General features: G+C 66.4%; 21 protein-coding genes. 7 read left to right on the top strand and 14 right to left on the bottom strand.

Translation table 11 applies throughout. From position 1 onward, the window contains the following. Positions 1–2: 2 nt before the first annotated feature. The 11 genes from nuoK to IEY28_RS13100 all read right to left on the bottom strand — a co-directional run bounded on the left by nuoK (position 3) and on the right by IEY28_RS13100 (position 8303). Entirely contained in the window at positions 3–305 is a 303-nt protein-coding gene (gene nuoK, locus IEY28_RS13150) for an NADH-quinone oxidoreductase subunit NuoK (protein WP_188998394.1), read from the bottom strand. Beyond that, the gene (locus tag IEY28_RS13145; RefSeq protein WP_188998390.1) at positions 302–718 is read right to left on the bottom strand and encodes a proton-conducting membrane transporter; all 417 of its coding nucleotides are present in this window, start codon (positions 716–718) and stop codon (positions 302–304) included. Before IEY28_RS13145 ends, nuoK begins: the two co-directional genes overlap by 4 nt. Continuing rightward, entirely contained in the window at positions 715–984 is a 270-nt protein-coding gene (locus IEY28_RS13140; protein WP_188998387.1) for an NADH-quinone oxidoreductase subunit J, read from the bottom strand. Before IEY28_RS13140 ends, IEY28_RS13145 begins: the two co-directional genes overlap by 4 nt. Before the next feature lie 127 nt (positions 985–1111). Then, positions 1112–1573 carry a NuoI/complex I 23 kDa subunit family protein gene (locus IEY28_RS13135; protein ID WP_166971403.1) on the bottom strand — a complete coding sequence of 154 codons (462 nt, stop codon included), beginning with the start codon at positions 1571–1573 and terminating at the stop codon, positions 1112–1114. Between the two features lie 40 nt (positions 1574–1613). Continuing rightward, complete coding sequence (locus IEY28_RS13130; RefSeq protein ID WP_188998384.1) at positions 1614–2660, bottom strand: complex I subunit 1/NuoH family protein; 1047 nt, start codon at positions 2658–2660, stop codon at positions 1614–1616. Further along, positions 2660–4342, bottom strand: coding sequence for an NADH-quinone oxidoreductase subunit D (locus IEY28_RS13125; RefSeq protein WP_188998381.1), 1683 nt, complete (start codon positions 4340–4342; stop codon positions 2660–2662). The genes IEY28_RS13130 and IEY28_RS13125 overlap by 1 nt, the downstream gene beginning before the upstream one ends. Positions 4343–4344: 2 nt before the next feature. Further along, positions 4345–5037, bottom strand: a complete 693-nt coding sequence (locus IEY28_RS13120) for an NADH-quinone oxidoreductase subunit B (protein WP_166971396.1) — start codon at positions 5035–5037, stop codon at positions 4345–4347. Continuing rightward, complete coding sequence (locus IEY28_RS13115) at positions 5030–5443, bottom strand: NADH-quinone oxidoreductase subunit A (protein WP_188998378.1); 414 nt, start codon at positions 5441–5443, stop codon at positions 5030–5032. The genes IEY28_RS13120 and IEY28_RS13115 overlap by 8 nt, the downstream gene beginning before the upstream one ends. A gap of 117 nt (positions 5444–5560) precedes the next feature. After that, complete coding sequence (locus tag IEY28_RS13110; protein WP_188998374.1) at positions 5561–6208, bottom strand: AIR carboxylase family protein; 648 nt, start codon at positions 6206–6208, stop codon at positions 5561–5563. Positions 6209–6257: 49 nt separating this feature from the next. Further along, positions 6258–6650 carry a hypothetical protein gene (locus IEY28_RS13105; protein WP_188998371.1) on the bottom strand — a complete coding sequence of 131 codons (393 nt, stop codon included), beginning with the start codon at positions 6648–6650 and terminating at the stop codon, positions 6258–6260. Between the two features lie 6 nt (positions 6651–6656). Further along, positions 6657–8303 (bottom strand): uracil-xanthine permease family protein, encoded by a 1647-nt coding sequence (locus tag IEY28_RS13100; protein ID WP_188998367.1) that lies wholly within the window; start codon positions 8301–8303, stop codon positions 6657–6659. Between the two features lie 133 nt (positions 8304–8436). Here IEY28_RS13100 and IEY28_RS13095 point away from each other — a divergent pair, with 133 nt between their 5' ends. Together IEY28_RS13095 and IEY28_RS13090 are read left to right on the top strand one after the other, a co-directional pair. Then, a complete protein-coding gene (locus tag IEY28_RS13095; protein WP_188998362.1) occupies positions 8437–9708 on the top strand; it encodes a HEAT repeat domain-containing protein in 1272 nt (423 codons plus the stop codon). 39 nt (positions 9709–9747) lie between these two features. Further along, positions 9748–11418, top strand: a complete 1671-nt coding sequence (locus tag IEY28_RS13090; protein WP_188998360.1) for a phospholipase D-like domain-containing protein — start codon at positions 9748–9750, stop codon at positions 11416–11418. 27 nt (positions 11419–11445) lie between these two features. Here IEY28_RS13090 and han read toward each other — a convergent pair whose 3' ends face one another. Then, complete coding sequence (han, locus tag IEY28_RS13085) at positions 11446–13359, bottom strand: Hef-associated nuclease (RefSeq protein WP_188998359.1); 1914 nt, start codon at positions 13357–13359, stop codon at positions 11446–11448. Between the two features lie 153 nt (positions 13360–13512). Here han and IEY28_RS13080 point away from each other — a divergent pair, with 153 nt between their 5' ends. From IEY28_RS13080 to IEY28_RS13065, 4 genes are all read left to right on the top strand, one after another. Continuing rightward, on the top strand, positions 13513–14010 hold the full coding sequence (locus tag IEY28_RS13080; protein WP_188998356.1) for a Mov34/MPN/PAD-1 family protein: 498 nt from the start codon (positions 13513–13515) through the stop codon (positions 14008–14010). Continuing rightward, positions 14007–14435: an FAD synthase family protein gene (locus IEY28_RS13075; RefSeq protein WP_188998353.1), complete on the top strand. Its 429-nt coding sequence runs from the start codon at positions 14007–14009 to the stop codon at positions 14433–14435. Before IEY28_RS13080 ends, IEY28_RS13075 begins: the two co-directional genes overlap by 4 nt. A gap of 95 nt (positions 14436–14530) precedes the next feature. Next, entirely contained in the window at positions 14531–15244 is a 714-nt protein-coding gene (locus tag IEY28_RS13070; RefSeq protein WP_188998350.1) for a hypothetical protein, read from the top strand. A gap of 46 nt (positions 15245–15290) precedes the next feature. After that, positions 15291–16577: a PGF-CTERM sorting domain-containing protein gene (locus IEY28_RS13065; protein ID WP_188998348.1), complete on the top strand. Its 1287-nt coding sequence runs from the start codon at positions 15291–15293 to the stop codon at positions 16575–16577. Here IEY28_RS13065 and IEY28_RS13060 read toward each other — a convergent pair. Beyond that, a complete protein-coding gene (locus IEY28_RS13060; RefSeq protein ID WP_188998347.1) occupies positions 16574–17734 on the bottom strand; it encodes a pyridoxal phosphate-dependent aminotransferase in 1161 nt (386 codons plus the stop codon). The genes IEY28_RS13065 and IEY28_RS13060 overlap by 4 nt on opposite strands. After that, complete coding sequence (ribH, locus tag IEY28_RS13055) at positions 17731–18135, bottom strand: 6,7-dimethyl-8-ribityllumazine synthase (RefSeq protein ID WP_188998345.1); 405 nt, start codon at positions 18133–18135, stop codon at positions 17731–17733. Before ribH ends, IEY28_RS13060 begins: the two co-directional genes overlap by 4 nt. A 92-nt stretch (positions 18136–18227) precedes the next feature. On the opposite strand from ribH, the gene IEY28_RS13050 reads away from it, so the two are divergent. Next, positions 18228–20165 (top strand): flippase activity-associated protein Agl23, encoded by a 1938-nt coding sequence (locus IEY28_RS13050; protein ID WP_188998343.1) that lies wholly within the window; start codon positions 18228–18230, stop codon positions 20163–20165.

The following is a 20165-nucleotide window of genomic DNA, read 5'->3' as shown; positions in this document are numbered from 1 at the left end:
TGTTACCACCTCATCGTCGTCGCCTTCGTCACGTCCACGTCACTGAAGTTACGGTACAGCACGAGGATGATACCGATGCCGATAGCCACCTCGGCGGCGGCAAGGGCCATCCCGAACAGCGCGAACACCTGCCCGGTGAGGTTGCCGTGCTGGAGCGAGAAGGCGACGAAGTTGATGTTCGCCGCGTTCAACATTAGTTCGACGGACATCAGGAAGACGAGCGCGTTCCGTCGGGTCAGAATGCCGAACAGGCCGATACAGAACACGGCAGCCGAGAGCAGGAGGTACGTCTCGGCGGGGATCACGCACCGTCACCTCCGTGACTGTCGTCGGACTCCGCACCGCCGTCGGCCGCGACGGCCGGTTCGTCGGTGTCCGTGTTGTCGACGCCGAGGTCGACGATTTCGCCGGCCTCCTCGCGGCGGGCCAGCATGACGGCGCCGACCAGCGCCGCGACCAGCACGACGTCGATGATCTCGAAGGCCACGAGGAACCCTTCGGAGGGGACTGCGGCCTCGTTCTCACCCATTATCGCGCTCGGCGCGATGTCGAACATCGCCGCGCCCAGACTCTTCGTAATCGCGGCGGACTCGCCGAACCCGGCCGGGTTCGGGAACGAGACGCCGAGGAACACGACGCCGAGGACGACGAACAGCGCGACGGCCGCCAGTCCCGCGACGAAGTTCCCCTCGGTGTTGAGTCTCGGTTTACTGGTCATGGTGTCACCTCGACCACCGACTCGTCCTCCCGAGTGAGCATCACCGCGAAGGTGATGAGGATGAGGACGCCGCCGACGTACACCAGAATCTGCATCGTTGCGACGAACGCCGCCTGGTTCATGATGTAGAACACGGCGACGCTGACCAGTGACACGCCCAGTAACAGCGCCGAATGCCAGACGTCCCGAACTAACACGACGCCTGCCGCGCTGCCCACCGTCACCAACGCGAACAGCGCGAACGCGATTGACTCGTACAGTGCCATCTTACTTTGAGACTCTTTGCGGCGCCCCTTTGAAGATTCCTCTTTCGTCTCGCGTGAGCGCGGGTCCGCACGGGGGACCATCGGCTACCGACGGCCCGAATCGGGCGTGAAAAGAACGGCCGGCAGGTTACTGGTAGTCCACTTCGCCGTCGCCCTCGCCGATCCACGCGCCCCGGTCGGGTTCGCGGGATTCGAGCGGGTCGATGTCCTTGTACCACGGCACGTTCTTGAGTTGCTCCTTGTCGTAAGCGAACTCGTCTTTCGTGTCCGCGGTGAACTCGAAGTTCTGGGTCAGCAGGATGGCGTCGGTCGGGCAGACCTCCTCGCACAGTCGACAGTAGATACACTGGCCGATGTGGAGGTTGTACTGCTCGCCGTTGCGCTGGTCGTCCATCACGATCTGGATGGTGTTGTTCGGGCAGACGTTCTCACACTGCCGACACCAGATACACCGCTCTTGGCTCCACTTGTGGACGCCGCGAAAGCGGGGGCTCACCTCGGGGGCGACGTCCGGGTACTCCACCGTGAACGTCTCCCCGTCGAGGGCGTGTTTCATCGTCGTCGCCATGGACTTCAGGATGCCAATCATTGTCAGTTTCCTCCAGCGGATTCGGTCGTGAGTGCGGTCATCAGGCGATCACCCCGACGATGACCGCGGTCAGCAGCAGGTTCGCCAGCGAGAGGACGAGCATTCCCTTCCAGCCGATCTCGATGAGCTGGTCGATGCGGACGCGCGGAACCGCCGAGCGGGCCCACTGCGTGAACAGGAACACGCCCCAGATCTTGATGAAGAACCAGACGATGCCGAGACTCGCCGGTCCCGGACCGGCCGGGCCGCCGAGGAAGATGGTGGCGATGATGGCCCCGCCGAGGAAGATGTGGATGAACTCACCCAAGTAGACGAGGACGAAGTACACCGAGGAGTACTCGGTCTGGTACCCGGCGACAATCTCTGTCGGCGCTTCGGGAATGTCGAAGGGGTTACGGCCGACTTCGGCGAGGTTCGCGATCATGAACAGCACGAACGCGAAGGGGTTGACGAACGCGTACCACGAGGGCAGCGGCCCGATGAGGGTCTGTTGCTGGGCCGCGACGATTTCGCTCATCTGGAGCGACCCGGTGAAGATGACCACCGACGCGCCGGTGAGGATGAGCGGAATCTCGTAGGCCACGTTCTGTGCGACGGCGCGCAGACCGCCGAGGAACGAGTACTTGTTGTTCGACGCGTAGCCGGCCATCACCAGACCGACCGAAGCCATCGAGGCCGTCGCGAACACGTAGGCCAGACCCACTTCGGGGTCGGCCAGGTGGATACCGCTGCCCATCGGAACGACTGCGAACCCGAGCAAGGCAGTGCTAGCGATGACGAGCGGCGCGAGGTCCCACGCGGGGCGGTCGACACCGTCCGGAACGATGAGTTCCTTCGAAAGCAGGCGCACTGCGTCGGCCACGATGATAAACAGGCCGTACGGTCCGATTCGGTTGACGGCGATGCGGTCGGTGAACGCCGCCGTGATCTTCCGTTTCGCCCACGGGCCGGCCAGGGCCGTGTTAGTCATCATCAGCGTCCCGATCAGCGCCGCGCCGACGAGACTCATCAGGATCATGACCGGCGTGCTGTTGGGGTCGAGTCCGACGAGGTTCGCCAGCGTCTCCGGGAGCGGTGCCGACTGCATCAGCGGTCCACCTCCCCGAGGACGATGTCGAGGCTACCGAGCGAGGCCACCATGTCCGGGACGTACTCGCCCTGTGACATCTCGGGCAGCGTCTGGAGGTTCGAGAAGCACGGACTCCGGATCTTGAACCGGGCGGGCTTGTCGGTGCCGTCCGACCGGATGTAGATACCGAGTTCGCCCTTCGCACCCTCGACGGCGCGGTAAATCTCCGTATCCGGGTCCGGACGCAGCGTCCGTGGGACGTTGGCCTGAATCTCGCGTTCGTCTTCGGGCCACTGTTCGAGGAGGTCGATACACTGTTCGATGATGCGGGCCGACTCCTCGACTTCGCGCATGCGGACGAGGACGCGACTGAAGTTGTCGCCGCCCTCCTCGGTGACGACGTTCCAGTCGAGTTCGTCGTAGTAGCCGTAGGGGTCGTCACGGCGGAGGTCGTAGTCGACGCCGGACCCGCGTGCGACCGGGCCGGTGGCGCCGTACTGCTTGGCCTCTTCGGGTGAGAGGACGCCGGTGTCGACACACCGCATCTGGAATATCTCGTTGCCCGTGATGAGGTCGTGGTACTCCTCCAGTTTGTGCGGCAGGTCGTCGAGGAAGTCGCGGGTCTTCTCGAAGAACTCCTCGCGCGGTTCCGGCAGGTCCCACGCGACGCCACCCAGCCGCAGGTAGTTGAACATCAGGCGCTGGCCGGTGAGGTCTTCGAGGATGTTCTGGACGACCTCGCGGTCGCGGAACGCGTACTGGAAGATGGCGGTGAAGTCGCCGAAGACGTCCAGCGCGAAGGTTCCGAGTGCGAGCATGTGTGCCGCGATGCGACACAGTTCCGCGCTCATCGTCCGGATGACCTGCGCGTACTCGGGCACCTCGATGTCCGCGAGGTCCTCGGCCGCGCGGGCGTACGCCCATTCGTTGAGGATGCCGGCCGAGACGTAGTCCCAGCGGTCCGGGTACGGCATGATCTGGTGCCGGTAGGTGCCCTGCTGGCACATCTGCTCCTCACAGCGGTGGAGGTAGCCGATGTCCGGTTCGAGGTCGGCGATCTGCTCGCCGTCGAGCACCGTCTTCACGTGCAGGACGCCGTGGGTCGCCGGGTGGTGGGGACCGATGTTGACGAACATCGTGTCCGAGTCGTCCTCGCTACGGTGGTCGGCCTCCAGCGGGTTGGCGTTCTCACGCAGCGTGACGATCTGTGGCTGGTCCTGATTGAAGTCCTGCGAGAGCGGGTGGCCCTGCCACGTCTCGGGGAGGAGGATGCGCCGCAGGTCGGGGTGGTCGTCGTAGTTGATGCCGACGAGGTCGTAGGCCTCTCGCTCGTGCCAGTCGGCCGTCGAGTAGACGCGAGCGGCCGACTCGTTGTGCGGGTCGTCCTTCGGCGAGGGCACGATGACGGACAGTTCCTGCGTCGGGTCGTCGAACTTCCGGAGATGGTAGATAGACTCGTACCGGTCGTCGTACTCCTGTGCCGTGACACACGCACAGTGGTCGAACCCGGCCTCGTTCTTCAGCGTCGAGAGGACCGCCTGCACTTCGTCGGGACGGATGACGAACCCCTCGGCGTTGACGTGTTCCTCGCGGTCGAGGACGTGCCCGCCGAGCAGGTCGGCCAGTGCGTCGTAGTCGAGGCCGTCCTCGGTGACACCGACCTCGGCCGCCGTGTCGGGTGTGGGTTTTTCCAGACTCATGGTTATGGGGAGTTGTCCCAGTTGTACCGCATGACGAGGTCGTCTTCGTCGATCTCGTCTGCGAGTTTGTCGACGAGTTCGTCCTGTTCTAAGTCACCGAACTGTTCGAGTTCGTACGGTTTGACCGTCACCGGCGAGGACTCGCCGTTGGCGATGCGCTCCTGTAGTTTGGCGACGCCGTAGACCAGCGCCTCGGGACGCGGCGGGCATCCGGGGACGTGGATGTCGACGGGGATGACCTCCTCGGCGCCCTTGACGACGTTGTACCCTTCTTGGAACGGGCCGCCGGAGATGGTACACGACCCCATCGAGACGACGAACTTCGGTTCGGGCATCTGGTCGTAGACGCGCTTCATCCGCGGGGCGAACTTCGAGACGATGGTCCCCGGGACGATGATGACGTCGGCCTGCCGCGGCGACGCGCGCGGCACCCCGGCGCCGAACCGGTCGAGGTCGTGCTTGATGGCGTAGGTGTGGATCATCTCGATGCTGCAACAGGCGATACCGAACTGCAGCATGAACATCGAGGACCCCCGGACCCAGTTCATGAACTTGTCGAACTTGGTCAGGATGAACGGCGTCGACCCGAACGCCTCGCGCAGCGTCGAGTTGAACCGGTCGTCCACGCCGTCACCCATGCGGGCTTCTTGCGTCGATACATCTTCGACCGCCGGCGGTGTCTGGTCACTACTCATATGTGTCTGCCCCCTTCGTGGCACGCGGACTGCGCACCCATCTGACTGCGCCGTTACGCCACGCCCAGCCGAGTCCGACGACGAGCACGCCGATGAACACGACCATCGGCAGCAGGACCTTCGTCATCCCGACCGCGCCGACAGCGTCGCGGTAGATGACCGTCCACGGGAAGATGAGGACGGTCTCGATGTCGAAGATGACGAACAGCAGGGCGACCATGTAGTACTGGATATTGAACTTGATCTGCCTGCTGCTGCCGGTCGGCACCTCACCGGACTCGTAGGTGGCGGTTTTGCCTTGTTCGGGCACGCGCGGACGCAGAAGGCTCGACACGGCCATCATCGTGATGGGGATAGCGAGCGCCACGACCGCGAGTGCGCCGATGGCGATCCATGGATTACTCATTCCGAAATCTCCTATCGTACGACGGTTAGAAGTACTGGCATATAAGGGTTGATAACCACTACGGCGCCGGATTTCGGGCGGTTCGGGGGTCTTTAAAGTGGCCGGACAGAGCGTCGGTTAGTCCCAGTACGCCGCTTTGAACCCGGGGGTCCCGAGTTCGTGAAGGTCCCGTGACACCTTTCCGACCTCCTCCTGCAGACCCTCGTGATACTCGACCAGACGGTCGCGGAGTTCGTCGTGTTCTCTGGAGAGAATCTGGACGGCGGTGAGCGCCGCGTTGAACGACTTTCCGGCGTCGACGGCCGTGATTGGCGCACCTTGGGGCATCCCGATGACGGAGTCGACGGACTTCTCCTGGACGGGGACGCCGATGACCGGCAGCGGGTAGGCGATGCTCGCGGTCATGTTCGGGAGGTCGGCGGACTTCCCGCCCGCGCCGGCGATGATGACGTCGACGCCGCGAGCCTCGGCCGTCTCCGCGTACGCGTACATCAGGTCCGGAGTGCGGTGGGCCGAACAGACGAACGTCTCGAAGGTGAAGCGAGCGTCGGGTGCGTCGGTGTAGTCGGTCTGTTCAGCGAAGCCGAGTTCCTCGGCCAGTGCGGCGTAGGCGCCGGGTCGTTTCCCCTTCCCGCCGGCCATCGTCGGCAGGTCCGAGTCGGACCCCATCACGATTCCGACGTCCGGCGTCGCTTCGTCCGGGCGGTCCATCGCCGCTTCCTCGTGCAACTGGTCGACGAGCGACTGGACGCTGTCTGCGGTCATACGAGAGCGTCCGAACGCTGGGGGTGTAAGTGTAGGCGGTTTCGCTTCGTCACTCGGCGTCGAGCACGGTCGCGAGCGCGTCGTAACACGCCCGCGGGTCGGCGGGAAAGAGCTTGAGAGGACGGGTCTCACCCGAGATGCTGACCCGAAGCGCTCCCCGTTTCCGGTAGGTGAGCGCGGTGCTACCGATTCCGGCGACGACGAACAGTACCGCGAACAGGAGGTTGCGCCCGACCGACGCGAGGCCGAATCCGACGAGGCCGAGACTCATCACGACGAGGAACCAGTCGACATCCTGTAAGGTCACGTCCACGACGCCGGACAACGGGACGGCGACGGACTCGCCGTCCGGGCGGTCCACCAGCAGTCGGTCGCGAGTGACGGTAATCCGGCCACCGCGTCGCAGGACGCCGTCGTACACTGTTTCGCTCTCGTCGGACATCGCGACTCAGTCGTCGCCCGAGACTGGCGGTCGGTCGCCGCCGCGACCCCGGAGGCGGTCGAACGCCGAGACGAACTCGTCGTCGTCCTCGGTGAGTTCGGCCCACGCGCTGAGGCCGCGTTCCTCGCGGGTGCCGGGGATGGTGTTGTCGAGGACGAACGCGACGATGCCGCCGACGACCATCCCGGTACCGCCGACGACGAACAGCGTCGTCGCCACGACGTCCGTTCCCAGTATCGCGCCGAGGACGGGGACGCTCGCGAGGCCCTGTTGGAGTGCCGTCGCACCGGACGCCTCCAACCCTTGCCCGACCTGACTCATGTACTCGGGGACGGCGAGGCCGGCGAACAGCGCGAAGCCGACGATGAAGATGTTGCGATTGGCGTCTAAGTCGACGTACTTCAACTGCGAGAGGCCCACGGCGGCGATTTGCCCGAACATGACCATGTAGAGGCCGCCGATGATAGGCGCGGGGATGGTAGCGAACAGTTCCCCCATCGGGCCGAAGTAGCCGACGACGATCATCACCGCGGCACCGATTTGGACGACGTAGCGGGAGGCGACGCCGGTGATGGCGATGGCGCCGACGTTCTCGGTGTAGGAGGTACAGCCGTTCCCGGTGCCCATGATGCCGGCGAAGACGTTACCGACGCCTTCCATGCCGATGCCGTGGTCGATGCGCTTCGCGCTCGGGGCGCCCTTGCCGGCGATGCGGGCGACGGAGTGGTAGTCGCCGAAACTCTCGACGACGGACGCGAGCATCCCCGCCATCATGCCGACGACGAACCCGGGCGTGAACTGCGGGAGGCCCCACTGGAACGGGTAGATAGGCTGGAGCAGCGGGGCACTCGTAACGCTCCCGAGGGCGACGTAGCTCACCGACCCCTCGGCGAAGACGCCGGTCACAGAGAGGACGGCGGCGACGCCCCACGCGACGGCGATGCCCAGCAGGACGGGGAACAGTTTGAACGCCCGATGTCGACGGTCGAGGTACTGCGAGAAAACGACGATAGAGAGCATCGTCAGCCCGAGCAACCACCAGTTCTGCCCGGTACCGGGCGCACCGAAGTTCGGGTTCGAAATCTGGGGGACGTTGAACAGCGCGAGGCCGATGAGCGCGATGACGGGCGCGATGACGACCGGCCCCATGTACCGCTTGAGTTTGCCCATCACGCCGGTGTAGCCGATGCCCATCTCGACGAGGCCGGCGACGATGACCGCGCCCTGTAACTCGACGAGCATCGTCTGCCAGTCGGCCCCCTGCTGGGCCAACACGCCGACGATGGCCAGTCCGGGCGCGAGCATCGAGAACGTCCCGCCCTGCACGATGGGGTAGCGGTTCCCGATGGTCGTCTGGGCCAACGTCGCGATACCGGAGACGACGAAGAACGTACCGATGAGTCGGCCGACCTGTCCCGGTGCCGCCTCGAACATCCCCATCGCACCCGCGAGACCCAGCGGAATCGCGACGGATGCCCCTATCATCGTCAGGTAGTGCTGGACGCCCAGCAGCATCGACGCGCCTCTCGGTGGTCTGTCTTCGATGCCGTACTCCACGAACCCGGCGGCCGACGTTTCGCCCCCGGCGTCGGGCCCCTCGGGTGTGAAGTCTTCTTTCACTTCCTCGAAGTCGTCCGCGCTGTCAGAGCCCATGTGCCAACTACGGTGGACGTGGCTACGACGCCACTAATCTCTTGCCAGTTAGGTCGCTCTCAGCCGCACGAGAGCGCTGGGCGCCCACACCGAAAGGAAAACGCTCTTAGCCCGGACCGACACATCTGCGTACATGAGCAACGGGGACGACGAGACCGCCGAGGACGCCCCTGCCGAGGAAGACGGCGACGGCGTCGGTAGCGAGGAACTCGAATCGCGACTCGACGAGGCCAGCGAGGCGCTAGAGGCCGCCGAGACGGAAGCGGACCTCGACGAGGTCGAGACGACGCTCGACGACGTCGAGAGCGACCTCGAAGCCGCCGACCTGCCCGAACCCGACGAGGACGACGAGGACGCGGAGGACCCCCGCGAGGAACTCGAATCGCGCCTCTCGGACCTGCGTGACGACCTCGAATCCCAGCGCGGGCCCTACGCCGAGGACGTCGTCGACGTCGTCGAGACCGCACAGGGAACCGTTACCGACAGCGAGTGGACCGACGACGGCGAGGACGAGGCCCACGAGGCCGTCGATACGTTCCTCGCGGCAAGCGAGGAGTACGTCGACCACGGCGCCGACGCCGGTGCCGACCTCGACGCCGCGGCCGACGCTCTCGGCACCGTCGCGGACGCTATCGAGGATGCGGCCCTCGACGCCGACGACGACGAGGAGACCATCGCCGGCCTCCTCGAAGCGGCCGAGACCCTCGAAGACGACCTCGAAGCAGCGGAGGTCTGGGACGACCTCACCGTACGAGAGCAACTCGACGCCAAGGGGTTCTACGACGTCCTCACCAACGAGAACCGCAAGGACTTCCCGGCCGAGTGGAACGCCGCGAAGATCCACGCCAAGGAGGGCAACCTCGACATCGTCCTCTTCGCGCTCGACAAACTGGGCTCTGAGTTCATCGAGGAGTACTTCATCGACATCCTCTATCACCTCGGGAGCGACGCCGCACCCGCCTTCGACGTGATGCACCAACGCGCACAGAAGCGCGATAAGGGACCGATCAAGGTCCTCGGGAAGATCGGCGACGACCGTGCCACCGAGACGCTCCACGACTTCATCGACGGCGACGGCGACCCCGCCCTCCAGACGGTGACGATGCGCTCGCTGGGCGCTATCGGGAGCCCCGAGTCGGTCCAACCGGTCGCGAACCGACTCGACGCCGACGACGACGAGATCCGCTCGGTGGCGGCCCGGTCGCTGGGACTGCTCGGTGACACCCGCGCGGTCGCCCCCCTCGCTGACGTCCTCGAGAGCGACGACAGCGACGAAGTCCGCGCGTCCGCCGCGTGGGCGCTCCGACAGATCGGGACACAGGAGGCCCTCGACGAGGCGGCGAAGTACGCCGACGACCGCGCCTACCTCGTGCAGGCCGAAGCGGAGAAAGCCGAGAGCGCGTAGGCCGAACCCTTTTGTCCGAAGGGGCGACCAGCCCCGCCGATGCGGTTCCCCGTCGACGTTTCAGATTCGACTGCTCGTACCCCGCTCGCCCAGCGACTCGCGTCGCTGGCACTCGTCTCGCTCGTCCTCGTCAGCAGCGTCACCGCCGGCGGGATAGCGGTCGGTACCCCGACAGCAGGTGGTCCCTCGACGACGACACCGACCATCCACGCCGTCTACCCGGACCCGGTTGCCGGCGGTGATCGGGGCGAATTCGTCGTCCTCGACGTCCCCGCGGCAACCGATCTCGGCGCGTACACGCTCACGGACGGCCACACCACTGCTCCGCTGCCGGACCGGGTCGTGCGGGGACGGATCGTTCTCACCGCCCATCCCGACCGGGTACAGAACCTGACCGACGAGTCCGTCTACGGTCTCGATTCAGCCGTCGCTCTCGCGAACGGCGGTGACACGCTCCGCCTACGCCACAACGGCAGCGTCGTGGACCGACTGCGGTACCGCGACGCCGACGAGGGTGCGGTCGGCGTCGTTCACGGCTCGACAGTACGGTGGCGTCCGCTCGGCGCGACGGACCGCCCTGTCGTCACGGGCGGTCCCGGGTCAGTCCGGGTTTTCACCCTCCCGGACGCGCCGAGCGCCCCGGTCGAACCCCTCGATGACGCCGACGAACGGCTCTATCTGGCAGGCTATACGCTTTCGTCGACCCGCGTCGCGGACGCACTCGTCGCCGCCCATCGACGAGGGGCCGACGTGCGCGTCCTGCTGGAGGGGTCACCGGTCGGGGGCCGAACCCGCGCGGAAGCCCAAACGCTCGACAGACTCGTCTCGGCGGGCGTGAGCGTGCGACTCGTCGCTGGCCCACACGCTCGATACACCTACCACCACGCGAAGTACGCCGTCGCGGACGAGCGCGCGGTGGCCCTCACCGAGAACTGGAAGCCCGCCGGGACGGGCGGCAACAGCAGTCGCGGGTGGGGCGTCACGACGAGACAGTCGCGGGTCGTTGCGGGTCTCGCGGCGACGTTCCGTGCCGACGCTGGCTGGCGGGACGCCGTTCCGTGGTCCCAGTACCGACGCGGACGGCAGTTCGAACGCGGCGAACCCGCCGACGCGACGTATCCGTCGCGGTTCGAGGCGCGGTCCGTCGCCGTCGACCGAACCGACCTGCTCGTCACGCCGGACAACGCACAGCGGGCGCTCGTCGACGAACTCGACGGCGCGGACGACTCCATCGCGGTCGTTCAGCCAACTATCGGCGGATGGAACGAACCACTGCTCCGGGCACTCCGGCGGGCCGCCGACCGCGGCGTCGAGGTCCGTCTCCTCCTGAGTTCGGCGTGGTACGTCCGCGAGGAGAATCGACGGACCGTCGAGCGGTTCGAGGCGTGGGCCGACCGGACCGGCGCTCCGCTCTCGGCGAAACTAGCCGACTCCGGCGGCCGTTTCGCGAAGATACACGCGAAGGGGGCCGTCCTCGACGGTGACCGGGTCGTCCTCGGGAGCCTCAACTGGAACGAGCAGGCCGCGACGACGAACCGCGAGGTGGTGCTTGTCCTCCACGGCACCGAGGTGGCAGCGTACTTCGGCCGCGTGTTCGAGGCGGACTGGTCCGGCGGTCGACCGGCGGTACCGGCTGGGCTTCTCGGTGCCGTCTTGGGCGTCCTCGTCGTGGGCGCACTCGCCGCTCGGCGGGTTCGGTTCACGAGATAGGGGTTCGAGAAGAGGGTGTCGCGCCGCTCAGACTTCTTCGGGGAGCGCCGTCGAACTGCCGAGGTCTTCGTCGATCTCGGCGTCGGCCATCTTCTCTACCAGCGCGTCGATGACGGCGTCGCGCATCCCCGAGACGAACTTGATAGAGCCGACGACGAGGTGGCCGCCGCCGGAGACGCCGCCGCCGTCGACCTCCTCAGTCAGTTCGGTGACCATCCGCGGGATATCAAGACGGACGCCGTCACTCCGGAGGACGGCGAAGTCGGGGCCGTAGCCGATGGTGATGACGGGGTCGCCCGTCTCGGCGACCTTCCGGTCGTGTATCTCGCCGGTGGTCTTCCCGGGTGCGGGGTAGGTAAAGCGGTGGGCGTGGTTCTCCACGTCGATGCGGTAGAGGTGCGCGCCGTTGTCGAGTCGCTCGTGTTCGACGTGGCTCATCGCCGCGTCGAGTTGCTCGTCGACGTCGCGTTCGGCCTTCTCGGCGAGGACGTCGACGAGTTCCCCGTGGCGCTCGCGGTTCTCACAGTCGACGTTGAGCACGTCGCTGATGAGTTGTTCACCGGAACTGTAGCGGAGCCAGTGGGTGGCGTAGTCGAGCGCTTCACCGATGTCTCGCAGGTCGGTCTCGTCGTACCCCTTCTCGCCGGCCAGTTCGAGGTAGTCGCTCATCGCTTCGGCCTCCGAACGGTCCGAGAGGCCGGCCACGGCGGGGACGTGCTTCAGGTCCTCGGTGAGGTCCGGGTCGATCATCCGGGCGAGTTCCACACACAGCATCCCCGTCGTGATGCGGTAGTCCTCCCCGTGGAGGTACGGGTTGACGTGCTGTTCGATGAGCGGTTCGACGGCCTCCGGGTCAGGGTGGTGGTGGTCGACGACGACCACGGGGATGTCGTAGTGCCGGAGGTTGCGGTAGGCCGGCGTGTCCTCCTCGGTCGACCCGTTGTCGAGCATCAGGACGAGGGGGAGTTTCTGGCCGTGGCGGGTGCGGTCCTCCAGCGCGAAGTTGAGGTCGCGGGTGACGTCCTCCATCTCGTAGTAGGGCGCCTTGCTCGGGAGGCGCTTGAGGAGGTGCTGGGGCGCGTCGCCGTCCTCGTAGTGGTCGGCGATGAACCGTTCGAGCGCGACTTGCAGGGGGACGCTGGCACAGAGACCGTCGCCGTCGGCGTGGTGACGCATCCGGATGGGTCGCCCTTCCAGAACGGTCTTGCGAAGTTCCGTGGCGACGTCACGCAGGTCGTCCCACAGTTTCTCGAAGGCGGGCCACTCGACCAGTGGGTCGATGTCCGTCGGTTCCGCGGCAGCGGCAAGCGCCTCGTCGAGGTCGTCCCCGACAGCGGCGGCCTCGTCACCGTCGAGAACGGTCAGGGAGTCGACTTCGACCTGCACGCCGCCGTCTCGTTCCTCGGCACGGCCGGAGACTCGAATCACGTCGTCCATCTCCACGTCGGGGTAGGCGCGGACGCCGGCCTCCTCGAAGGCGGCGCAGGGGACGACGCCGGTGCCGTCTCGGACCTGAAAGACGGTCGGGCCGCCGGTCTGTTTGATCTGGACGACCTGCCCCTCGACGACGACGGTGTCGCCCGTCTCGTCGTCGAGGTCGGTGACGTCCGCCGCGGTCCCGTGTGGCACGTGTTTTTGCTCGTAGTCGGTCAGGCGGACCTCCTCGAAACTGAGGTCGCCGTCGGGACGGACCTCACCGAGTTCGACGACGAGGTCGTCCCCGACGTCGTAGTTACCCAGGAGGTTCGACCTGTGGACCAGCCCGGACACTTTCTCAGAGAGGTCGACGAAGGCGCCGTAGTCGACGACGCCGTTGACCGTCGCTCGGTAGCGGGCCCCTTCCTCGACGTCGTCAGCGGTACACTCAGCAGCGAGATCGTAGACGATGGTTCCCCCGTCGGGAACCGCGGCACCGTCGTCGGTGCCAGTTGGCGGAGACATTTAGCGTCTCTTCGGCACTCCCCGGTTTGTACTCTTCGAAATCGCTGGCTAGACGAGACGCGCGTGTCTGGCGTTCGCGCTTGCGCACACGGCGGCGAAGGTGGACTGCCGAGAGCGGAACCCTTAGAAAGCGCCCGACCCCACCGTATAGATATGGGGCTGTTTCGTTCGGGCGGCATCCTCGGCATCGCCGAGTCGGCGCTCGACTTCGCGCGGGCCGCGTCCGAGGAATCCCATCCGAACGAGTACATGGGACTGCTTCGCGGCGACGACGCCGCCAAACTGGGGCTCGACGAGGACGGCACCGTTCTCACGGACGTACTGGTCATCCCGGGGACCGAATCGAACCCGGTGAGTGCGACGGTCAAGACGAGTATGGTACCTAACGACATGCGCGCCGCGGGGTCGATTCACTCACACCCCAACGGGGTCCTCCGGCCGAGCGACGCCGACCTCGCCACGTTCGGTCGAGGCGACGTCCACATCATCGTCGGCTACCCGTACGGGCCCGACGACTGGCAGGCCTTCGACAACGACGGCGAACCGGTCGACCTTCCGGTGCTGGATGTCGAACCGCCCGAAGAGTCCTTCTTCGACTTCGACCAGAGCGACATCGACCGCGAACTGCGCGAGGAGGAGTTCGACTCGTGACACGCGTCGTCGCACAGGGCACGTTCGACATTCTCCACCCCGGCCACGTCCACTATCTGCGAGACGCCAAAGCGATGGGCGACGAACTCCACGTCATCGTCGCCCGGTCGGTCAACGTCACGCACAAGGAACCGCCGGTAATGCCGGACGACCAGCGTCGCGAGATGGTCGCCGCGCTCAAACCCGTCGACGAGGCTCACCTCGGCCACCCCGAGGACATCTTCGTCCCCATCGAGCGCATCGACCCCGCTATCATCGCGCTGGGGTACGACCAGCACCACGACGAGGAGCGACTGCAGGCGGCGCTTGCAGACCGCGGCCTCGACTGCGAGATTCGCCGCGCGAGTCCGCTCGACCGCGACGACTCGGATCGCCTGCTCTCGACGGGCCGTATCATCGACAGAGTCCTCGAAGAGCGGTCGTAGCCGGCCTCTCCGGCAGACGTGTCGGGTTTCGGCCGATCAGAACACTTTTTACCACGACATTTGCAGATGCGGTAACCTCGAACGGGTGGGGGAAAATGCAGAGAGCTACCGTCAACGACGTCGAATCGCTGTCGTACCGCATCATCGAAGTACTGCTGTTGCTGCCGACGGCCGCTTGGGGGCTGTTCGGTCTGGGGGCTATCTTCCTCGGTATCACGGGCGGCGTCGGGGGGTTACAGGGGCCGGCCGGTATGGTCGGGATCCTGGGAACGTTCGGCCTCGGGTACGTCGCGCTCCTCGTTTTGGCCGTCGTCTCGTGGCTGGTGACGCCCGTCGTGTTGTATCTGGACACCAGCCGTATCGCCGAGACGGACGTCGACTGGGACCCGAACCCGATTCTCTGGGCCGTCGGCGGCTTCTTCCTCGGCCACCTGATGAAGTTAAACCACCTCTACTACCGCCACAAGGTCGTCGTCGACTGGGTCGACCGGGACTGGTGGTGGGTCTTCGTCACCGTCGGAGCGGTCTGTCCGCTTACGTTCCTCGCACTCGGAGTCGCCCTCGCGGAGACGCTCGGGACCGCGGTGACCATCGTCCTCGTCGGCCTCGGCATCCTCTCGGCCGTGCCGTTCGCGCTCGCAATCTACCGGGACGCGACGTACGTCCGCCTCAACTCGGCCGAGTGGCGACCCAACCCCGGTACCTACGTCTCGCTGGGACTCATCTTCCTGCTGCTGGCACCGGTCGCGTACCCGCTCGTCGGTGGGTACTATCTGGTCCGGCGGTACGGGGCCGTCGGCTTCGAGTGATACCGCCGTCCCAAAGCATATGATTGGGTGGGTGCTGTCGTAGCCCATGCCCCTCCGTCGCCGCTCCCTCCTCGCTGCCATCGCCCTGTCACCGCTGGCCGTCAGCCCCGCCGACGCGGCCGACCCCGGTTCTCTCGCCGTCGACTGGCGGACGACGGTCGGTGACGGCAGACTGCTAGACAGCGCCCGGGTCGACGGTCGGACGCTGTTGCTCACCGACCACTCCGACCAGACTGCCACGCTCCACGCGGTCGACGACGACGGGACGAGCGTCTGGTCCCGGCAGTTCGACGACGTGCCCTCGCCCGAGACCGTCACCGGAACCGACGACGGTGGCGCTCTCGCCGCCGGGCGCACGGAGACTGACGACCGGGTGATGGTCGCACGGCTGTCGGCCGACGGGGCACTGTCGTGGCGACACCGCGTCCCGGTGGGGTATCACGACGATAAACTCGGCGTCCAACCGCTCGATGGCGACCGGGTGGCGGTCGTCTCGAACGACATCACGACACACGCCGTCTCGGCCCGCATCCAGTGTCTCGACTCGTCGGGGACCGTCCGCTGGGACCACACTCGCGACGGGTTCGGGGCGACCATCACCGACGCTCTCGACGGCGACTTGGTGACCGGTGGCTACGCGTACGAGTCGGCGTTCGACGGCTGGTTCGACCGAATCGACGCCGAGGGACAGCGGGTTTGGGAACACCGATGGACGGAGGAGTACATGGACGCCGCAGGGTTCGGACCCGGCGGCGGCGTCGCCGCGTCCGGCATCTACGAGGACGACGGCACGGACGCGTGGCGCATCAGCTATCTCTCGGCCGACGGCCGGATGCAGCGCGAGTGGACGCACAACTTCGCGGACGACGACCGAGCGAACCCGCGGGCGGCCCTGCGACTGGCCGACGGGAGCGCCGTCTTCGTCGGCGACCGAGACGACTCGCCCCGAGTTCGACTCCTGCGGACCGGGTCGGCAGGGTCGCCCGACACCGTCACGCTCGAACCGTTCGACGCCGCCGTCGCGCCCCACGACCTGTTCCCGGTCGACGGTGGGGTCTTGCTGACCGGCGATTTCGAGTCCGCTTCGGACGGCGGGAGTTGGGTGGTCCGCATCGCCGAACGCGGGGCAGACGCGACAGCGACGCGGACTGACACACGGACGACGCGGACGGGAACCGACACCGAGGTGACGCCCTATCCACCGCCACCGACGGACGTGACCGAGACGACGACCGGGGACAGCGGCCCCGGATTCGGGCCACTGGCGGCGCTAGCGGGACTCGGGGCCGCGTCCCTAGCGCGACTTCGAAACGGCGAGAAAGACGCTGATTAGATGAGGTCGTGTTCGGCCAGTCGGTCGACGGCTTCCTGCAGGCGCTCCTTGCTGTTCGCGTAGGAGATGCGGGCGTAGCCGGGCGTCCCGAACGCGCTACCGGGGACGGTGGCGACCTGTGCGTCCGAGATCGCGGCGTCACACCACTCGGTGTCGTCGCCGTCCGGGGCGACTTCGGGCATCATGTAGAACGCGCCCTGCGGTTCCGGGACGTGGACGCCGTGTTCTTCGAACAGGCCGATGAGGAACTCGCGGCGCTCGGCGAAGGCCTGACGCATCTCCTCGACGGCCTCGTCGGTGTTGGTGAGCGCCTCGATGCCGGCGTGCTGGACGAAGTTGACGGCACAGGAGACGGAGTGAGAGTGGACCTTCCCGGCCTGCGAGACGAGCGCCTCCGGCGCGGCGAAGTAGCCTAGCCGCCATCCGGTCATCGAGTAGGCCTTCGAGAACCCGTTGAGCGTGATCGTGCGGTCCTCCATGCCGTCGAGGGTGCCGAGGCTCGTCGCCTCGACGCCGTCGTAGGTGATCTCCTTGTATATCTCGTCGGAGATGACGGTGATGTCGTGTTCGACGGCGAGGTCACGGACCCCCTCCAGCGCGGCGTCGGAGTAGACGGCCCCGTGTGGGTTGCCCGGGGAGTTGACGACGAGCAGTTCGGTGTCGTCCGACACCGCGTCGGCGAGGTCGTCGAGCGCACCCGCTAGCTGGAAGTCGTGAGCGGCCGTGTCGACGCGGGTGAGTGACCCGCCGGCGAGTTTCGCCATCGCCTCGTAGGAGACCCACGCGGGGTCGAGCAGGGCGACTTCGTCGCCGTCGTCGATGAGGGTCTGGAAGATTTCATAGAGGGCCTGTTTGCCACCCGGCGTGACGATGAGGTTCTCGGTGCCGTACTGGGTGAGGCCGTCGTCGTGGAGTTTCTCGACGAGGGCCTCCTTGAGTTCGGGGATGCCGTTCGACGGCGTGTACCCGGTGTGGCCGGCGTCTAGCGCGTCCTTTGCGGCCTGCTTGATGTTCTCGGGCGTGTCGAAGTCGGGTTCGCCGACCGAGAGGTCGACGACGTCCTTGCCCTCGGCTTCGAGTTCGGCGGCCTTGTTGCTAATCGCGAGTGTCGCGCTCGGTTCTACACGTTCGACGCGGGAAGCGAAGTCCATAGTCATAGGTTTGCGAGTTCGATGGCGCTCGTGACGGCCGAGCCACCCTTCTGCGTGCGTGCCTCGGCTTCGTCCTTGCTCATGCCCGGACCGATGATGCCCAGCGTGACGGGGGTGTCCCGTTCGAGCGAGACGTCGGTCAGGCCCTGTGCGGCGGCGTCGGCGATGACCTGGTCGTGGTCGGTGTCGCCTTCGATGATGACCCCCAGCACTGCCACGGCGTCGACGTCCTCCCGACGCGCCAGTCGGTCGGCCGCCAGCGGCGTGTCGTAGGCCCCGGGCACGGTCACCGTCTCGACGATATCTGCGTCGTGGTCGGCCGCGGCAGCGCTGGCCGACTGTCTCATCGCCTCGATGACGGCACCGTGTTTGTCGTACTGGGCGACGACCAATCCGAGCTGCACCATACCTGTGTGGGTGGCTGTTATCCCTAAAGAACTACCGTTCCGGCACGGCGAACCAGAAGGGTTCTAATCCTGCCCCTGCTTGCCACCACCATATGGCTACGTCGAGCGGTGTACTGCCCGTCCTCAAGAACACGCGCCGCCGCGTCAGTTCGTGGGCACGATCCGACGAATACGCGACGATCAAACTCGTCGTCGGCGTCACGCTCCTCGCGCTCGTCTTGCGATTGGTCTCGCTCGGACAGCGCGTCGCCCACTTCGACGAGGGCCGGGTCGCCTACTGGGCATGGCACTTCGGCGACACCGGGTCGTTCGCCTACCGGTACATCATCCACGGACCGTTCATCCAACACGTCGACCGGTGGCTGTTCGCCGTTATCGGCCCCTCCGACTTCGCGATGCGCCTCCCCGTTGCGGTCATCGGCGGCCTCATGCCACTCATCGCGCTCCTGTTCCGCCGGCATCTCCGCCGGACGGAAGTCGTCGCCGTCGCGCTCTTGCTCGCGGTCAACCCGGTGTTGCTGTACTACTCGCGGTTCATGCGGAGCGACGTCCTCGTCGCCGCGTTCATGTTCGCCGCGTTCGGCTTTCTCGTCCGCTTCTACGACACCCGCAAACCGCGCTACCTCTACGCCGTCGCCTTCTTCATGGCACTCGGGTTCGCCTCGAAGGAGAACGCCCTCGTCTACGTGCTGACGTGGCTCGGCGCGACGGGGCTCTTGCTCGCGAAGGTGCTCGTCCTCCCGAACGGGTTCCGCGACGCCGTCCTGTTCGTCACCGACACGCCCTCGGCGGGCGAGATTCGGGACCGGGTCGTCGGCCGCGTGAGAGGCGATATCGCCCTCGTCGTGGAGACTGTCCGGTCGTTCCGCGCCCGCCACGACAGCCCCCTCGGCGTGTTCGGCATCTACGTCGGCCACGTCGCCCTCGGCGTCGTACTGTTCGCCGCCGTCTCGCTGTTCTTCTACGCGCCACGCGGTGCCGGCGTCGCCGGTATCCAGCACCCGCCCGCCCCGCCGTCGGCTGGCTCCGTCGGCTTCTGGGAGGGCGTGACCAACCCGGCGCTGTTCGGCGAGATGCTCCAGACGACCGTCGACCGCGTCGTGAACCAGTGGGGCGAGTGGCTCAACCCCGCCTCCGAGAAGACCCTCGACGACTACGAGCGCCACCTCGGCGTGTTCGTCAAGGCGATGGCGTACGCCTCGGCTCCGCTGACGGCCTTTGCCGGCCTCGGCTACGTCCTCGACCGACTGGGCTACACCGCACCGCGCCACCTCGTCCCGTTCCTCTTCTACGGCGGGTTCGTCTCCATCTTCGGCTACCCGCTGGGAACCGACATCGGCGCACCGTGGATCGTCACCCACGCCGTCGTCCCGCTTGCTGTCCCGGCGGGCGTCGCCCTCGCGGCGGTGTTCCGCTGGGGGGTCGAGTCGCTGTCGACCGACGACGAGACGGGCGTCGCCATCGCGGCCGTCGTCTTCCTCCTGTTGACGGTGCTCGTCGCCAACGTCGCCGTCACCCGCGTCTACACCAACACGACCGCCGACAGCAACGAACTCGTCCAGTTCGCCCAGCCAGACCAGTCTGTCAGACAGGCACTGACCGAGATGGACCGCGTCGCGACGGCCCACGACGGCGGCCCCGACGTCGTCGTCTACCACGGCGAGTCGGGCGACGCCTACGACGACAACAACGCCTACGTCGAGGAGAGCAGGGACACGTGGGACGACGCGTGGTGGAACCTCCAGCCGACCTGTCTGGAGTGGCACAACACGCTCCCGCTACCGTGGTACTTCGCGGCCAGCGACGCGAACGTCGCCTGTGAGAACCAGGAGACGGCGCTCGGCGTGCGAGCGATGCAGAATCAGCCACCTATCGTCATCACGCAGGTGTACGACTCGACGGTGCCCAGAGAGCGCCTGCGGTCGGCGGGCTACACGAACGAGAGCTACATGATGCGCACCAGCGGCTACAAGAACACCTTCACCGTCTGGACACACGAGGAGTACGCGGACAACGCGACGGTCGAGTGA

This window comes from Haloarcula pellucida (assembly GCF_014647235.1).
Lineage (GTDB): Archaea > Halobacteriota > Halobacteria > Halobacteriales > Haloarculaceae > Haloarcula > Haloarcula pellucida.
Note: the sequence above shows the minus strand (reverse complement) of the source record. Positions and strands in the feature narration are given on the sequence as shown.

Coding starts and splice junctions, on each gene's coding strand:
- IEY28_RS13105 (WP_188998371.1), bottom strand. CDS start 6,650: ATGTCCGACGAGAGCGAAACAGTGTACGACGGCGTCCTGCGACGCGGT.
- IEY28_RS13130 (WP_188998384.1), bottom strand. CDS start 2,660: ATGCAGTCGGCACCGCTCCCGGAGACGCTGGCGAACCTCGTCGGACTC.
- han (WP_188998359.1), bottom strand. CDS start 13,359: ATGTCTCCGCCAACTGGCACCGACGACGGTGCCGCGGTTCCCGACGGG.
- IEY28_RS13050 (WP_188998343.1), top strand. CDS start 18,228: ATGGCTACGTCGAGCGGTGTACTGCCCGTCCTCAAGAACACGCGCCGC.
- IEY28_RS13080 (WP_188998356.1), top strand. CDS start 13,513: ATGGGGCTGTTTCGTTCGGGCGGCATCCTCGGCATCGCCGAGTCGGCG.
- IEY28_RS13060 (WP_188998347.1), bottom strand. CDS start 17,734: ATGACTATGGACTTCGCTTCCCGCGTCGAACGTGTAGAACCGAGCGCG.
- IEY28_RS13110 (WP_188998374.1), bottom strand. CDS start 6,208: ATGACCGCAGACAGCGTCCAGTCGCTCGTCGACCAGTTGCACGAGGAA.
- IEY28_RS13115 (WP_188998378.1), bottom strand. CDS start 5,443: ATGAGTAATCCATGGATCGCCATCGGCGCACTCGCGGTCGTGGCGCTC.
- IEY28_RS13100 (WP_188998367.1), bottom strand. CDS start 8,303: ATGGGCTCTGACAGCGCGGACGACTTCGAGGAAGTGAAAGAAGACTTC.
- IEY28_RS13135 (WP_166971403.1), bottom strand. CDS start 1,573: ATGATTGGCATCCTGAAGTCCATGGCGACGACGATGAAACACGCCCTC.
- IEY28_RS13090 (WP_188998360.1), top strand. CDS start 9,748: ATGCGGTTCCCCGTCGACGTTTCAGATTCGACTGCTCGTACCCCGCTC.
- IEY28_RS13125 (WP_188998381.1), bottom strand. CDS start 4,342: ATGAGTCTGGAAAAACCCACACCCGACACGGCGGCCGAGGTCGGTGTC.
- ribH (WP_188998345.1), bottom strand. CDS start 18,135: ATGGTGCAGCTCGGATTGGTCGTCGCCCAGTACGACAAACACGGTGCC.
- IEY28_RS13070 (WP_188998350.1), top strand. CDS start 14,531: ATGCAGAGAGCTACCGTCAACGACGTCGAATCGCTGTCGTACCGCATC.
- IEY28_RS13095 (WP_188998362.1), top strand. CDS start 8,437: ATGAGCAACGGGGACGACGAGACCGCCGAGGACGCCCCTGCCGAGGAA.
- IEY28_RS13065 (WP_188998348.1), top strand. CDS start 15,291: ATGCCCCTCCGTCGCCGCTCCCTCCTCGCTGCCATCGCCCTGTCACCG.
- IEY28_RS13140 (WP_188998387.1), bottom strand. CDS start 984: ATGGCACTGTACGAGTCAATCGCGTTCGCGCTGTTCGCGTTGGTGACG.
- IEY28_RS13145 (WP_188998390.1), bottom strand. CDS start 718: ATGACCAGTAAACCGAGACTCAACACCGAGGGGAACTTCGTCGCGGGA.
- IEY28_RS13120 (WP_166971396.1), bottom strand. CDS start 5,037: ATGAGTAGTGACCAGACACCGCCGGCGGTCGAAGATGTATCGACGCAA.